Annotated in this window: 14 protein-coding genes; all 14 read left to right on the top strand. The window is 26.7% G+C overall.

All coding sequences use genetic code 11. The features are described from left to right. Positions 1 to 159 precede the first annotated feature (159 nt). Entirely contained in the window at positions 160 to 1,062 is a 903-nt protein-coding gene (locus tag ACN0WB_RS11075; RefSeq protein ID WP_417431759.1) for an NAD-dependent epimerase/dehydratase family protein, read from the top strand. Between the two features lie 252 nt (positions 1,063 to 1,314). After that, positions 1,315 to 2,748, top strand: a complete 1,434-nt coding sequence (locus ACN0WB_RS11080; RefSeq protein WP_417431761.1) for a lipopolysaccharide biosynthesis protein — start codon at positions 1,315 to 1,317, stop codon at positions 2,746 to 2,748. Positions 2,749 to 2,759: 11 nt separating this feature from the next. After that, positions 2,760 to 3,332, top strand: coding sequence for an acetyltransferase (locus tag ACN0WB_RS11085; RefSeq protein WP_417431763.1), 573 nt, complete (start codon positions 2,760 to 2,762; stop codon positions 3,330 to 3,332). 96 nt (positions 3,333 to 3,428) lie between these two features. Further along, a complete protein-coding gene (locus ACN0WB_RS11090; RefSeq protein WP_417431765.1) occupies positions 3,429 to 4,430 on the top strand; it encodes an EpsG family protein in 1,002 nt (333 codons plus the stop codon). Continuing rightward, the gene (locus tag ACN0WB_RS11095; protein ID WP_417431767.1) at positions 4,427 to 5,347 is read left to right on the top strand and encodes a hypothetical protein; all 921 of its coding nucleotides are present in this window, start codon (positions 4,427 to 4,429) and stop codon (positions 5,345 to 5,347) included. Before ACN0WB_RS11090 ends, ACN0WB_RS11095 begins: the two co-directional genes overlap by 4 nt. A 90-nt stretch (positions 5,348 to 5,437) precedes the next feature. Further along, entirely contained in the window at positions 5,438 to 6,448 is a 1,011-nt protein-coding gene (locus ACN0WB_RS11100) for a glycosyltransferase (RefSeq protein ID WP_417431769.1), read from the top strand. Positions 6,449 to 6,719: 271 nt separating this feature from the next. Continuing rightward, positions 6,720 to 7,601 (top strand): hypothetical protein, encoded by an 882-nt coding sequence (locus ACN0WB_RS11105; protein ID WP_417431771.1) that lies wholly within the window; start codon positions 6,720 to 6,722, stop codon positions 7,599 to 7,601. Positions 7,602 to 7,771: 170 nt separating this feature from the next. Beyond that, entirely contained in the window at positions 7,772 to 8,920 is a 1,149-nt protein-coding gene (locus ACN0WB_RS11110) for a glycosyltransferase family 4 protein (RefSeq protein WP_417431773.1), read from the top strand. 86 nt (positions 8,921 to 9,006) lie between these two features. Next, positions 9,007 to 9,987 carry an MraY family glycosyltransferase gene (locus tag ACN0WB_RS11115; RefSeq protein WP_417431775.1) on the top strand — a complete coding sequence of 327 codons (981 nt, stop codon included), beginning with the start codon at positions 9,007 to 9,009 and terminating at the stop codon, positions 9,985 to 9,987. 302 nt (positions 9,988 to 10,289) lie between these two features. Continuing rightward, positions 10,290 to 10,841: a sugar transferase gene (locus ACN0WB_RS11120; protein WP_417431777.1), complete on the top strand. Its 552-nt coding sequence runs from the start codon at positions 10,290 to 10,292 to the stop codon at positions 10,839 to 10,841. A gap of 131 nt (positions 10,842 to 10,972) precedes the next feature. Further along, entirely contained in the window at positions 10,973 to 12,109 is a 1,137-nt protein-coding gene (locus ACN0WB_RS11125; protein WP_417431779.1) for a DegT/DnrJ/EryC1/StrS family aminotransferase, read from the top strand. A gap of 90 nt (positions 12,110 to 12,199) precedes the next feature. Further along, positions 12,200 to 13,228 (top strand): Gfo/Idh/MocA family protein, encoded by a 1,029-nt coding sequence (locus tag ACN0WB_RS11130; protein ID WP_417431781.1) that lies wholly within the window; start codon positions 12,200 to 12,202, stop codon positions 13,226 to 13,228. Next, positions 13,225 to 13,770, top strand: a complete 546-nt coding sequence (rfbC, locus tag ACN0WB_RS11135; RefSeq protein WP_417431783.1) for a dTDP-4-dehydrorhamnose 3,5-epimerase — start codon at positions 13,225 to 13,227, stop codon at positions 13,768 to 13,770. Before ACN0WB_RS11130 ends, rfbC begins: the two co-directional genes overlap by 4 nt. A gap of 84 nt (positions 13,771 to 13,854) precedes the next feature. Further along, the gene (locus ACN0WB_RS11140) at positions 13,855 to 15,024 is read left to right on the top strand and encodes a sodium:proton antiporter (RefSeq protein WP_417431785.1); all 1,170 of its coding nucleotides are present in this window, start codon (positions 13,855 to 13,857) and stop codon (positions 15,022 to 15,024) included. Positions 15,025 to 15,073 lie beyond the last annotated feature (49 nt).

A 15,073-nucleotide genomic window follows, 5' to 3' on the forward strand; every position in this document is an offset into this window, starting at 1 on the left:
AAAATTTAAATAATAGAATTCAAAATATTAAATAAATAGTTTGAGTTTAGCTTTATCATTATACTTTAATATTAAACTTAAAATAAGTTTTTCTAAAAATTAAATTTTCTAAAATATGAAAAATATAATCCATAACTTAATTTAAATGGAAAATTATTAATGAAAATTACAATCACGGGTTATACAGGTTTTGTAGGTCAAAACCTTTCAATATATTTAGAAAAATTAGGTTTTGAAGTTTTTTCGTTACGTTTAAGAAATCAAGATTGGAAACTAAAATTAAATACGCAATGTGATGTACTCATTCATCTTGCAAGTTTAGCCCATGACACTTTTAATATTGCACCTCCAAACGAACATATCAAAATTAATACAAATTTAACCACCGAACTTTTTGATCAATTTTTGAAATCAGATATTAAAGATTTTTTCTACTTTAGTTCTGTAAAAGCTGTTGCAGACACAGTTGATGGCGTTTTAATAGAAAATGTGGAAGGTAATCCACAAACACCTTATGGTAAATCTAAATGGAAAGCTGAACAATATATTTTAAGTAAAAAACTGCCGTCTGGAAAGCGCCTCTTTATCATTAGACCTTGTATGATCCACGGTCCGGGAAATAAAGGGAACTTAAATTTATTATACAAAATTGTAGAAAAGGGAATTCCTTGGCCATTAACAAATTTTGAAAATCAACGGTCGTTTTTAAGTATCGATAATTTAAATTATTTAATTGTTGAGATGATAAATAATCCTTCAGTAGAATCTGGTGTTTATAATTTTGCAGATGATGAGTCATTATCTACTAATAAACTTATCACGATAATGAACGAAGCTGTTAATAAAACCCCAAAATTTTTAAAAATCAGTAAAAATTTAATTCAGAAAATTGCCAAAACGGGCGATATTTTACATTTACCTTTAAATTCCGAAAGATTAAAAAAACTATCAGAAAGTTATATCGTCTCCAACCAAAAAATAAAAACGGCTTTAGATATTCAGAAGTTACCAATTAATGCATCAGATGGCATTTTTAAAACCATAAAAAGTTTAAAAAAATAATTTAACAACTTCAATGTTTTAATTGAAAAGCTTGTAAAAATTGAAGAGAATACTTTTTAATTAAATAATCTGTTTCTTAATAAATACTAAATTCGGAGTTTGGTTTTTACTCTTCTAAAAGAATCTTACTTTAGCACTTAATCCTTATATTTGCGAAAGCGGTATCAAAAAAAATAGACTAATAATTATAATTTGTATTTAAATTATAATTTTATTTTTTTTATTTTATGAATAAAATATAATTTTTTTATTTTGGATTATAAAAATAATCATCTTATAAAAGGTGTCTTATGGAGCGGTGTTGATAAATTTGGTATTGTTTTATTTCAACTTATATTAGAATTATTTCTCGCAAGATTATTATTGCCGAAAGATTACGGCGTTGTAGGCATTGTTTTAGTTTTTATAAGCATTGCAGTTACTTTTACAGAAGGCGGCTTTTCCAATGCCTTAATTCATAAACAAGATAGAAATGAAGTAGATTATTCTGCTGTCTTTTATTTTAATATAGCAACCGCCATATTTGTTTATTTTCTGATTTTTTTTTCAGCTCCATTTATTGAGAGATTTTATGAGATTAAAAACTTGGCAATTCTTTTAAGAGTGACGTGTTTGAGTATAATTTTTAGTTCTTCTGTTATTGTTCATAAAACAAAACTTTCTGTCTTGATGGATTTTAAAACTCAAGCAAAATGCTCTTTATTGGCAGTCATAGTTTCGGGAATTCTCAGTCTTGTTTTAGCTTATAAAGGATATGGGGTTTGGGCTTTAGTTTTTCAGATTTTATCACTTAGTTTTCTTAATAGCTTTTTTCTTTGGTTAGCTTATAAATGGTTACCACAATTAAGTTTTTCTTTTTCTGCTTTAAAAAGATTATTTGGTTTTGGATCTCGCGTTTTAGCGTCTGCTGTAATACAATCAGTTTATTTTAATTCTTATCCTACAGCAATTGGTAAAGTTTTGTCCACCAAAACATTAGGAATTTATGCAAAATCTAACCAATTTACTTTGATGCCTTCTTCCGTACTTACTACAGTTCTGCAGCGCGTATTATTTCCATTTTTCTCCAGTCATCAAAACGATAGTGAAAAAGTATTTCGTTCCAATCAATTGTACACAAAAATTTCTTGTCTTCTGTTTTTTCCTATATTTTTTACTTTATTTGCAGTTTCTTATCCATTAATTATTTTACTTTTTTCTGCAAAATGGTCAGAAATGGTGGGACTTTTTGGGATATTTTGTCTGTCTTACAGTTTATATCCTGTTATTGTGAATAATATGATGATGTTTCAGGTGAAAAATAAAACACAACTGTTTTTAAATATTGAAATTGTTACAAAAATCATCGGTGTTTTAATTTTAATTTTTACCATCCATAAAGGATTAATATATATTGGTATAGGTATTTTTATACAGCAAATTTTGCAATTTTTGATTACTACAGTAATCGTTCAAAGATTACTTCAAAAAGGAATTTTTGAACAAATAAAAATTATAGTTCCACTTTTTTTAATGGGATTAATGATTGGTGTTTTTACAAGATATTTAATTACTTTATTGTCATTAAATATAATTTTTCAGTTATTAATCGGGATTTTAATTTGTGTTAGTTTTTTTGTGTTAGTTTATTTTATTTTTTATAAAAAAGACATTACTTATATTTATAATACTTTAAAGAGAAAATAGTTTTATAACTAATGGAAAAAATTTGTGCAATTCTTTATTATTTAAGATACAGATGGTTTATTAAATCTTCTGGCTTTTTCTTTATTAAATCTTTTGCAAGTATTAAAGGAGCAAAAAACATTGAAATAGGAAATCAATTCTTTGCAAATCGATTTCTAAGAATAGAAGCAATTGCAAACAATAATGATATTAAGTTAAAAATTGGAAACAATGTAAATATGGGAGAAAATGTTCATATTGCAGCGGTTAACAAAATTATTATTAATGATAATGTTCTAATTGGTTCCAGAATTCTTATCACAGATCATAACCACGGCAAATATAATGGAGATGGAATTTCAAATCCAGATGAGTCACCAAATAAAAGAGAAATCTATTCTGCAGGAATTGTGGTTATTGAAGAAAATGTTTGGATAGGAGATGGTGTTTGTATTTTAGCTAATGTTACAATTGGCAAATCTTCAATTATCGGTGCAAATACAGTTGTTGCGGAAAATGTTCCGCCTTATTCCATTGTAGGAGGAATCCCAGGAAAAGTTATAAAGAATTATAACTTTACAACCAAAAACTGGGAAAAAATTTAATTTAAAAAAGAGTATCTGGAAGTGATTCTAATTATTTCACTATTTCTTATAATGCATTTTCTAATTAATCAATTTCAATATTTGATTAATAAAAAAATGCTTTTCTATTTCTTGGGAATTATTCTTGGTGCAATTTGCGTTTATTACATGGTTCAGATTACTTATACTGCAGATTACCCCATGTATGAATCTTATTTTAAAAAAGAATATGAGAATACAGATTTTATATTTTATAAAAGCGCCTATTATTTTAGACATCATAATTTAACTTTTCAAGATTTATTTGGCGCACACATTCTTGTAATTTCAGCTTTATATTTACTATTTATTTCAAAATTTAATAGTAATTTTTTCTATATTTTTGGAGTCTATCTTTTATTATCATTCATTCCTTATGTTAATCAAATTAGATTTTATTTAGCATTTCCTTGTTTTCTTCTTGCTGCTTATTATCTTTTATTAAATCGTAAAGTAATGTGGTTTTGTCTATTTGGGGTTTTAGGAGGACTCTCACATTCTGCAATCTTACCTTTGTATTCTTTTTTTCTTTTTTATCTATTTGTACCAGAAAAATTTTATAAAAATATTTTAATATTTGGAAGTATTATTTTATTTATTACGAGTTATATTGTTTCAAATACTACTTTATATGCCGCTTTTGAACATTTTGGAGAATATATAAAAAATGAAAATCAAAGTTCATTTTTAGGAGGTGTTTTCAGTATGCTTCCAACATTAGTCATTTTAATTCCTTTATATCTTTTAGATAAAAAATATTTAGGCAACCGAAATCTTCCAACTTATAAATTTTTAAAAAAATTAAGCTTTTATACGGTTTTATTGATTCCTGCTTCCACTTTTATTCAAATTATAGGGTACCGCTACGTTTTTCCTTTTTTAGTAGTTTGGATTATGTTTTTCCTTTATTTAATTAAAGACAAACCTTTAAAAGTAAAAATTAGACATTTCTTCATCTCTTATCTCTTGATAATTGTTGTACTTTATCTTCAATACATTTTACCACTCGAAGTATTAGGAGAATCTTCTTATTTAGAGGAAATTAATGAAACTATAAAATCTATAAATATTTACAGATGAAAATTTTAATTTTTTCTGAAAATTTTTTCGGTTATGCGGATAGAATTAAAGAGCATTTACAAAAAAGAAATTTTGAAGTAGATCTCAAATATTTTTTTATTCCCGGTACTTTGGATAGAATTAAAAAAAAAATATTCAAAATAGAGTACAATCAAAAACCACATTACAAACATATTCTTAGTGATGATACTATTTATGATTTGGTTCTCGTAATAAATGGAAAAGACATTCCTAATTTTGTTATTAAAAAACTAAGTGATAAATATAAAAATTGCAAGAAAATACTTTACATCTGGGATGATATAAAAAATCTAAATCCACCAGAAATTTTTCTTCAGCTATTTGATAAAATTTATACTTACAGTAAATTTGATGCCGATGAAAATCCTGATCTTGAGTTTTTACCGTTCTTTTATACGCATCAATCTAATACTGTTTCCAGAAAACAAGATGCAGCATTTGTGGGAACAGTTCATTCTGACCGGTATCAAAAATTAAAAAATTTCAAAAAAAATAATCCGAAACTTCATTTTTATTTTTATTTATATGCAGGTTTTATTACTTATTTAAAATATCTAAGTAAAGTAAATATTAAAGATGTTCAGTTTACGCCATTAACTTATGATGATTACATTAAAGTAGTTGCGAATTCTAAATGTTTAATTGAATTACCACATCCAACACAGAGAAATATTACAACCAGAGCAATAGAAGTAATTGGGACACATACAAAATTAATTACAACCAGCGACGCTGTGAAGAATTATGATTTTTATAATCCAATCAATATTTTTATAGTAAAAGATAATAACGTGAGTGAAATCCAAAATTGGATAAAAAATAGTTATCAAGAATATCCAGAAGAAATCATACGAAAATATTATATTGATAACTGGTTAGACAAAATTTTTGGCTAAAACAATTGCACAATTTTCAAATATCTAAATTCTCATATTTTTTTAAAATATATAATCTTATATTGCTTACTAAAATTATTTATTGCACAAATGATATTAATTGATACCGTATTTATAGTTGATGGAGGAGGTAAAATTTTATTAGAATACCTTGTTTCATTGCTTGATTTTAAAACTAATAAATTTGTGTTTTTATTAGATTTTCGGATGAAATCTTATAATTTGTTAGACGGAAAAGAAGTTGAAATTCATTATGCGAAAAACCTAAGAGAAAGAAATAAATTTTATCTAGAAAATCAAAAAAAATTTAAAAAAGTATTTTGCTTAGGAAATATTCCACCACCAATTAAAATTAGCGGAACTTTTATTAATTATTTACATTCCAGTTATTACGTTTCAAAAATAGATAAATCAGATTTTCGACATTATATTATTACAAATCTTAAAAAATTGTATTTTAATTTTGTAATAAAGAATGTAGATCTTTGGATTGTACAAACAAAATCAATGCAGAGAAATCTTTCTAAATCGAAAAATGTAGATAACTCAAAGATTAAAATTTTACCATTTTATAAAGAATTAAATAGTAATAAAGAAACCGCAGAACCAGAGAAAAATACATTTTTATATGTAAGCGACGGCGGTCCACGAAAAAATCACAAGAGACTTCTTGATGCTTTTTGTAAATTTTATGATGATTACAAAATTGGAAAATTATTATTAACAATCTCAGATTCTTATCCAAATGTAAAAGAATTAATCGAAGAAAAAACTAAATTGGGATATCCCATTACAAATTGTGGTTTTGTAGATAGAGACGAATTAAAGAAAATTTATTTAAAATCTTCATTTGCAATTTATCCTTCATTAACGGAGAGTTTTGGTTTGGGTTTAGTAGAAGCTTGTGAATGTAATTGCAAAATTTTAGCGGCAAATTTAGATTATGTTTTTGATGTTTGTGAACCATCACACGTATTTAATCCATACAAAACGAAAGAAATATATAAAAGTTTTCAATTAGCCGTTTCAGAAAATTTGCCAAATTCTAAATTGCTGATTAAAAGTAGAATTAATGATTTACTTAAACTAATTGAAAATTAAATAAATTTTAAAATAAATTTTGACAATAGGTTTCTTTAAATACCTTTTAATCTTTTTACTTTTTTCTTGTCAAGCGCAGCAAGAATTCTCTTACATGGAAATTCCTACGGAATATGATTATTTATATAAAGACACTAAAGAACAAAGAGCTGAAATCTTTAAAAAATTAGAAAACCCAATAAATGTATAAAGCTTACTTCCTGTAAATTATGATACAACTGGAAAAATTGATTATACCGCTATTTTTCAGAAAGCGATTGATTTAAATAAAGTGATAATTTTCCCAAGCGGAAATTTTTTTATTAATAAAAAAGGTTTAACCATACCAAATAACAGAACTATTTATTTTGAGGAAAATGCAATACTGGATTTTGAAAAAAACGATTTTATCCGTTACGAAATACTTAGAATTCACAGCGTAGAAAATGTAAATATTTATTACGCAAATATTATCGGCGACAGAAATATACATACAGGAACGAAAGGAGAATGGGGTTTTGGAATCTCAATACAAGATTCAGATAATATTTATCTTTATAAACCAATTGTAAAAAATTGTTGGGGAGATGGAATCTTCATAGGTTCTGAAGGAAAAATAGTTTCAAAAAATATTAAAATAGAAGGTGGTTTGGTTGATAATAATCGACGAAATGGTATTTCTGTAACTTCAGCCATTAGTCTTTCACTTTCAAATATTGTTGCGGCAAATTCTAACGGAACTGCACCAGAATCTGGTATTGATTTTGAACCAAGCCATAATTGGGAATTTATGGAGAATATAAATGTGAATAATCTTACAACTTTTAATAATCAAGAAGAAGGACTTTTAATTGTTTTAGTAAGGTTAAAAGCACCAAAAGTTAAAAAGGTTTCAATTAATATAAATCAGCATCAAGATTTATACTCAAAATATGGAATGGCATTTATGTTGGAAGAAAAAACAATTGAAGGAAAATTACCAATTGGGACAATTAATATTCAGAATGTAAGTTATACCAATAATAAAGTAGGAAATATTAGAAACTTTTCTCAAACTCCTGAAAATAATATAAAAATAAATATTACTAAATTGAAACCGAATAGAAACATAGAACAAATATTTGATAACAAAGTTATCCCGAACAATTTAATTATTAAACAAATTAGCAAGTAAGATTAAAAGCTTTTGTTAAAGTAATATTTAAAAAAATATCGTTCAAAAAAAAATAGTAATTTCGCGTATTTAAAATTTGAAATATAAATAATAAAAATTCTCAAATAAAAGTGCCAATTTTAGTGATTATATGAAGATAATATTTAGTAAATTTAAAATCATTTCATTTAGTGAAGAATAAAAAAGTTCTACATATTATCACGGTATCGTATGTTATAAATCATTTTTTTGGGAATCAGTTTAATTATATGAAGAAATTAACTGGGAATAAATACTTTCTCGGTTGTTCACCTTCAGACGAATTTTTTAAACTTTCTGAAAAACTTAATTATATATCCTTTCCAGTTGAAGTTACTAGAAATATTAGTCCTTTCACAGATATTTCTGCAATATTTTCAATATTTAAATTTATAAAAAAAAATAAAATAGATGTTGTCGTAGGTCACACTCCAAAAGGAGGAATGGTCGCAATGATTGCGGCTTATTTTGCAGGAGTAGAAAATCGAATTTATTTTCGTCATGGCATTATTTATGAAACCAGAAGTGGATTTCAAAGGTATTTACTTAAAAATATAGACCGCCTTTCAGGTAATCTTGCTACCAAAGTTGTTTGTGTAAGCAATTGTGTAAAGTCAATAAGCGTTAAAGATCACTTAAATAATCCCGAAAAAAATGTTGTTTTAGGATTAGGAACTTGTAGTGGCATTGATACTGAAAGAAACTATAATCCCGCTTTACAAGACGAAAATATTATAAAAAACTTAAAGACTACTTTCCAGATCAGAGATACAGATTTTGTTGTAGGATATGTGGGACGATTAGTAAAAGATAAAGGTATTAATGAATTAATCGCTGCGTGGAAAATTTTAGAAAAATCACAAACAAACATTAAGTTACTTCTTGTTGGACCAATTGAGAATAGAAATAAGATTAGTATAGAATCTTTAGAAGAAATTCAAAAAAATCCAAATATTATCAATACAGGTTTTGTATTAAATTCTGCACCTTACTTTTCATTATTTGATGTATTTGTATTACCTACATTTCGTGAAGGTTTTCCCACAGTTTCACTTGAAGCGTCTTCAATGGAAATCCCCGTTATTATTACGCGTGCAACAGGTTGTGAAGAATCTATAATAGAAAATAAAACAGGATTGTTTATTGAAAATTCTGCAAAAAGTATTGCGGAGAAAATTGAAATTTATCTTAATGATAGAAATTTGAAAACGCTGCATGGGAAAAATGGAAGAGAATTTGTCCGAACAAATTTTGAAGAAACGAAAGTGTGGAATGAAATTCACGACAAGTTGGAATATTAATTATGAAATTTTTAATCAAAATTTCAAATGGAATTTCTGCTTTCTACAGAAAAAGTCTTAATAAAAACCATCAAAAGTTTTAAGAAATGATTTTATATTTAGTGCTTGTTTTAGTTTTACTAATAATAATGTTTGTTTATTTCAAAATTGCAAATAAATATAATATTATAGACAAACCAAATGAGCGCAGCTCGCATTCAGAAATTACTTTGAGAGGTGGCGGAATTATCTTTCCTGTTGCATTTCTTTTTCTAATTATTTATAAATTTTTCTTTAGTAATAATCAAGATTTTTTACTTAATTATTGGCAATTTGGTTTAGGTTTATTTCTAATATCTGCAATCAGTTTTATTGATGATGTGATGGATTTATCCAATAAAATAAGAATATTGTTCCATTTTATTTCTGTCGGATTATTATTGTATTTTATTAATGCTTTTCAATTGTTGCCAATTTGGGCAATTCCAATTTTGTTTATTTTAATTATTGGAATTCTAAATGCATTTAATTTCATGGACGGAATTAACGGAATTACAGGTTTTTACAGTTTGGCTGTTTTAGCAGGATTGCTTTACGTAAATCAATATATTGTTTCATTCACAGATATTAATTTCATCATTTTTCCAATTATTGCAAGTCTGGTTTTTTTATTTTTTAATTTCCGAAAAAAAGCAAAGTGTTTCATGGGCGATATCGGAAGTATGGCAATTGCATTTTGGATTTTGTCACTTCTTGGTTTATTAATTCTGAAAACCAATGAATTAAAATATCTTTTGTTTTTAACAATTTACGGCATAGATACAATTGTCACTATTTTAGAAAGATTAAAATTAAAAGAAAATATTTTCAAAGCGCACCGCAGACATTTGTATCAGCTTTTTGCAAATGAAAAAAATGCAGACCACAGAATAATTAGTTTGATTTACGCATTTTTGCAGACCATTGTAAATGTTATTGTTATAAAATGTGATGATCTTGGTTTTTGGATGTTTCCAATTATAATTCTTCCACTTTCTTTTTTTTACATACTTTTGAAGTTAAGAATTCATAGAACAATTGCGATATAGAATAAATTTAAACAAATGTAAGAAGTTTCACAAAGTCTTTTTGCAGATTTTATTTTTGCACTTCGTGCATGGATTTTATAATTAAAGTTATTTTTTGAGCAATCGTAAAACAAGGAAATCCTGTTTTTAATTTTCCTCAGGTAAAAGTGAATTTTTTTTTCGATTATTAAATTTAAGTAATAACAGGTTCTAAAGAATCCTAATGAAATCAATTACTGGTAGAAGAATTTTTAAAGAAATTTACGCAAAAAACTCTATATAGCGTAAAATTTGGGAACCAAGAAAAATTATTAAAAAATGTAATGTTTATTAAACGTGTTTTTGATATCATATTTTCTTTTTTAGGACTAATTATTTTATTCCCAATAATTATTTTACTATTCATTATTTCAACAATAAATACACAATCTTTTGGAGTCTTTTTTCAAAAAAGAGTAGGACAGTTCGCTGAAATATTTACCATTTATAAAATTAAAACAATAAATCTTAAAACAGGAAATATTTCTAAATACAATGCTTTTTTAAGACAGACGAAATTAGATGAGCTACCTCAATTATTAAATATTTTAAAAGGCGAAATGAGTTTTGTCGGTCCACGTCCAGATATTTTGGGTTATTATGATAAATTAGAGGGAGAAAATCGATTGATTTTGGAATTAAAACCAGGTCTTACTTCAGAAGCTTCGTTAAAATATTCAAATGAAGAAGAACTTTTGAAGTTACAGATTAATCCATTGCAATATAATGATGAAGTTATTTTCCCAGATAAAGTTCGGATAAATTTGAATTATTATTATGGAAGAAGTTTACTATTAGATTTAAAAATTATTTGGAAAACCCTCTTTAATTTTTAGGTGAAATTAAAAGTATTTTTTTAGTTTTATTTCTTATTTATTTATAGATAGTTAATTCTAAAAAATAGAAATAAAGAATCTGTATTTAATATTACTTTTTTATTAGTTTTGTTTTTAATGAAAATTGAAAAATGAAGACCAACCAAAAAATTTGGCTTTCTCCTCCGCATTTGGGTGGAGCTGAATTAAAATATATACATAGTGCTTTTGATAATAATTTCATTGCTCCATTTGGACCAAATGTTAATCTTTTTGAGGCTAAACTAGAGGGGTTTTTACAAGAAAATATTCACGTTACAGCGGTTTCCACGGGAACTGCTGCATTGCATTTAGCCTTAGAAATTATTGGAATAAAAACTGATGATGAAGTAATTTGTCAGACAATGACTTTTTCTGCTTCTGTATTTCCGATTGCTTATTTAGGAGCGAAGCCTGTATTTGTAGATAGTGAATGTGATACTTGGAATATGTCTCCAGAACTATTAGAAATAGCTATAAAAGAACGAATTTTTTTGGGTAAAAAACCAAAAGCGATTATTATTGTACATATTTATGGAATGCCTGCAAAAATGGATGAAATATCACATATCGCAAATAAATATGAAATCCCTCTTATTGAGGATGCTGCAGAATCTTTAGGAAGTTCTTACAAAAACAGAAAATGTGGCACATTTGGAACAATAGGAATCTTAAGTTTTAACGGTAATAAGATTATTACCACTTCCGGTGGTGGTGCTTTAGTTTGTAGCACAGAAGAACAAAAAATGAGAGCTTTATTTTTAGCTGCTCAAGCGCGAGATCCGACTCCACATTATCAACATTCTGAAATTGGTTATAACTACAGATTAAGTAATATTTCTGCAAGTATTGGTTGCGGACAAATGGAAGTTTTAGATGAACGTATTTCACAAAGAAGAAAAAATCACCAGTTTTATGTAGATTTATTTGCAGAAAAGCCTGGTGTAAAAGTATTTTCAGAGTCTTCCGAAGATTATTTTTCAAATCATTGGCTTTCAGCAATTACAATTGATGAAAATATCACCGGTTTTTCTCGTGAAGATTTAAGATTAAAATTTTTAGAATATAATATTGAATCCCGACCTTTATGGAAACCAATGCATTTACAACCTGTTTTTAAAGACGCTCCATTTTATGGAGAAGATATTGCTGAGAATCTTTTTCGTGATGGCTTATGTCTTCCTTCGGGTTCAAATCTTTCTGATGATGACAGAAATCGTATAGAAAATGTTGTAAATTCGCTCTTTTAAATGGAAAATTCTAAATAATATTTTAATTTTAAGTTAAAAAATATTACCTTTTGAAATTATTTATATTATAATATTTCTCTAAGCAAATTCATGACGGAAAAAGTAAAAATTGCAATTTTAGGTTTCGGATATATCGGTAAAAAACATGCTGAAATGATCAATCAAAATAAAGATTGTGAACTCGTAGCTTTAATAGATATAAAATTTACACCTGAAGAAATAGCCCAACAAAAATCTAATCCTTTATTTTCCTCTTTAGATTTATTCTTAAATGGTAATATTTCTACTGATATTATTTCTATTTGCACACCAAATGGTTTGCATTTTGAGCACGCAAAAAAGGTTCTGGAGAATAATATCCATGTAATAATAGAAAAACCTATTGCTTTACACTCGCATAACGCACAGCTTTTAGAAGATTTAGCATTAGAAAGAAAACTTAAGATTTTTCCAGTTATGCAAAATCGATTTTCCCCACCTGCAGTTTGGTTAAAAAGTTTAATGGAAACTCAAATTTTAGGTAAAATTTTTATGGTTCAAATTTCTTGCTATTGGAATCGTAATAATCAATATTATAAAAAAGATTCTTGGCGCGGAACAAAAAAATTAGATGGTGGAACTTTATACACCCAGTTTTCTCATTATTTAGATATTATGTATTGGCTTTTTGGAGATATCACAAATATTAAAACCAAATTTGCAGATTTTAATCATTCAGATTTAACAGAGTTTGAAGATAGCGGAATTGTCACTTTTGATTTTAATTCAGGTGGAATTGGTAGTTTTAGTTTTTCAACTTCTGTTTGGAATGAAAATTTAGAAAGTTCACTCACTATTATTGCAGAAAATGGATCTGTGAAAATTGGTGGACAATATATGAATCAAATAGAGAAGTGTATAATTAAAGACTATAAACAACCCTATTTACCAGAAACAAATGGTGCAAATGATTATGGTAGTTTTAAAGGATCTGCACAAAATCATCAATTTTTGTACAAAAACATCATTGATGTTTTAAAGTCAAATGGTCAAACTCAAACTACATCAGAAGAAAGTATTGAAGTTATAAAAATAATAGAAAATATTTATTCAGAAAATACAGACAATTTCAAAAAATGAAAATTAAAGAAACGCCGTTAAAAGATTGCTATATTTTAGAACCAACCATTTTTGAAGATGAGCGTGGTTATTTTTGTGAAAAGTATAATGAGAAAACTTTTGAAGAAAATACGGGTTTAAATGGTCATTTTGTACAAGATAATATTTCAAAATCTGGATATGGCGTTTTGCGTGGGATTCATTTGCAAAAAGGAGAATATGCACAAGCGAAATTAGTTTCTTGTTTAGAAGGTAATGTTTGGGATGTTGCAGTAGATTTAAGAAAAACATCGCCTACTTTTGGACAATGGTTTGGTGTAGAACTTTCTTCAGAAAATAAATTACAATTTTACGTTCCGCGCGGCTTCGGTCATGGTTTTTCGGTTTTAAGTGAAACGGCTCTTTTTGCTTATAAGTGTGATAATTTTTACAATAAAGAATCAGAAGGTGGTGTTTTATACAGTGATGAAGGTTTAAATATCGACTGGAAATTGCCAGAAAATGATATCATTTTATCAGAAAAAGATAAAATACAACTCTCTTTTTCAGCAGAGAATTTCTAAATTTTATTCAAAAATAATTTATCTCTTTTTGTTTATATTTGCTGTATGGCAGAAACGGTTATTATCTCAATTTGCGTACTATTATTGATATCTTATTTTTTTGATATCACTTCAAAAATTACGAAAATTCCTTCTGTAATTTTACTTTTAGCAATCGGATGGTTGCTCAATCAAATTATTGGTTTATCTGGATTTGCAATACCAGATTTAAATGTAATTCTACCCATTTTAGGAACAGTCGGTTTAATTTTAATAGTTTTAGAAGGTTCATTAGAATTGGAACTTAACCGCTCCAAAAAAAAATTAATAGGAAAAACTTTACTAATTTCTACTGCTTCAGTTTTAATTATGACTGCCGCTTTCGCTATTTGGCTTAACTATGAATGGGGAATTGATTATAGAGAAGGTATTATTAATGCAATACCATTTTGTATTATAAGTAGTTCTATTGCAATACCAAGTGCAATAAATTTATCTAGTGCAAAAAGAGAATTTGTAATTTATGAGAGTAGTTTGTCGGATATTGTAGGAGTTGTATTTTTTAATTTTGCAACTTTTGGAACAGCGATTACACTTACAGGCGGTTTTTATTTTATTGGTCAATTTTTATTAATGATTATCATTTCAATAATTGCCTCTTTAATTCTGGCTATTTTATTAGGCAAAATTGATCACCATATAAAATATGGTCCTATCATTATTTCTATCATTTTAATTTATGAAATTTCTAAAATTTATCATCTTCCTGCATTAATATTTATTTTGTTTTTTGGTTTGGTTTTAGGAAATATTGATGAATTGCGTGGTGTTAGATTTTTAAAAAATGTTCGTTTTACACGCTTAAACAGAGAAGTGATGTTGTTTAAAGACGTAGTTATAGAAGCAACTTTCGTGGTGCGTTCACTTTTCTTTTTAGTTTTAGGATTTGTCTTAGAAACTGAAGATATTATTAATGTAGAATCTTTGCGTTGGTCTTTAAGTATTGTTGTTCTAATTTTTGTAGTGCGTTTTATTTTATTAAAAATTGCTAAATTAGATGTACAACCTTTGGTGTTTATTGCACCTCGTGGGTTAATTACAATCTTACTTTTTCTAGCAATTGTTCCTGCAGATAAAGTTCCTTTTTTAAACCAATCCATTCTTATTCAAATTATTTTAATGACTACCATTATTATGATGATTGGCGTAATTTTGAGTGACAAAAAAGATGAAAAAGCGAAAGCAATTGAATCTGTTGAAGACGTTACGGTTTAATATTTCTTTATTTTTTTTCGGAATTTAGTTGCATTTTTTATGTGTAAAT

The sequence above is a fragment of the Halpernia sp. genome, assembly GCF_048269545.1.
Taxonomy (GTDB): Bacteria; Bacteroidota; Bacteroidia; order Flavobacteriales; family Weeksellaceae; genus Halpernia.

Coding starts and splice junctions, on each gene's coding strand:
- ACN0WB_RS11075 (WP_417431759.1), top strand. CDS start 160: ATGAAAATTACAATCACGGGTTATACAGGTTTTGTAGGTCAAAACCTT.
- rfbC (WP_417431783.1), top strand. CDS start 13,225: ATGAAAATTAAAGAAACGCCGTTAAAAGATTGCTATATTTTAGAACCA.
- ACN0WB_RS11125 (WP_417431779.1), top strand. CDS start 10,973: ATGAAGACCAACCAAAAAATTTGGCTTTCTCCTCCGCATTTGGGTGGA.
- ACN0WB_RS11085 (WP_417431763.1), top strand. CDS start 2,760: ATGGAAAAAATTTGTGCAATTCTTTATTATTTAAGATACAGATGGTTT.
- ACN0WB_RS11115 (WP_417431775.1), top strand. CDS start 9,007: ATGATTTTATATTTAGTGCTTGTTTTAGTTTTACTAATAATAATGTTT.
- ACN0WB_RS11120 (WP_417431777.1), top strand. CDS start 10,290: ATGTTTATTAAACGTGTTTTTGATATCATATTTTCTTTTTTAGGACTA.
- ACN0WB_RS11090 (WP_417431765.1), top strand. CDS start 3,429: ATGCTTTTCTATTTCTTGGGAATTATTCTTGGTGCAATTTGCGTTTAT.
- ACN0WB_RS11100 (WP_417431769.1), top strand. CDS start 5,438: ATGATATTAATTGATACCGTATTTATAGTTGATGGAGGAGGTAAAATT.
- ACN0WB_RS11130 (WP_417431781.1), top strand. CDS start 12,200: ATGACGGAAAAAGTAAAAATTGCAATTTTAGGTTTCGGATATATCGGT.
- ACN0WB_RS11095 (WP_417431767.1), top strand. CDS start 4,427: ATGAAAATTTTAATTTTTTCTGAAAATTTTTTCGGTTATGCGGATAGA.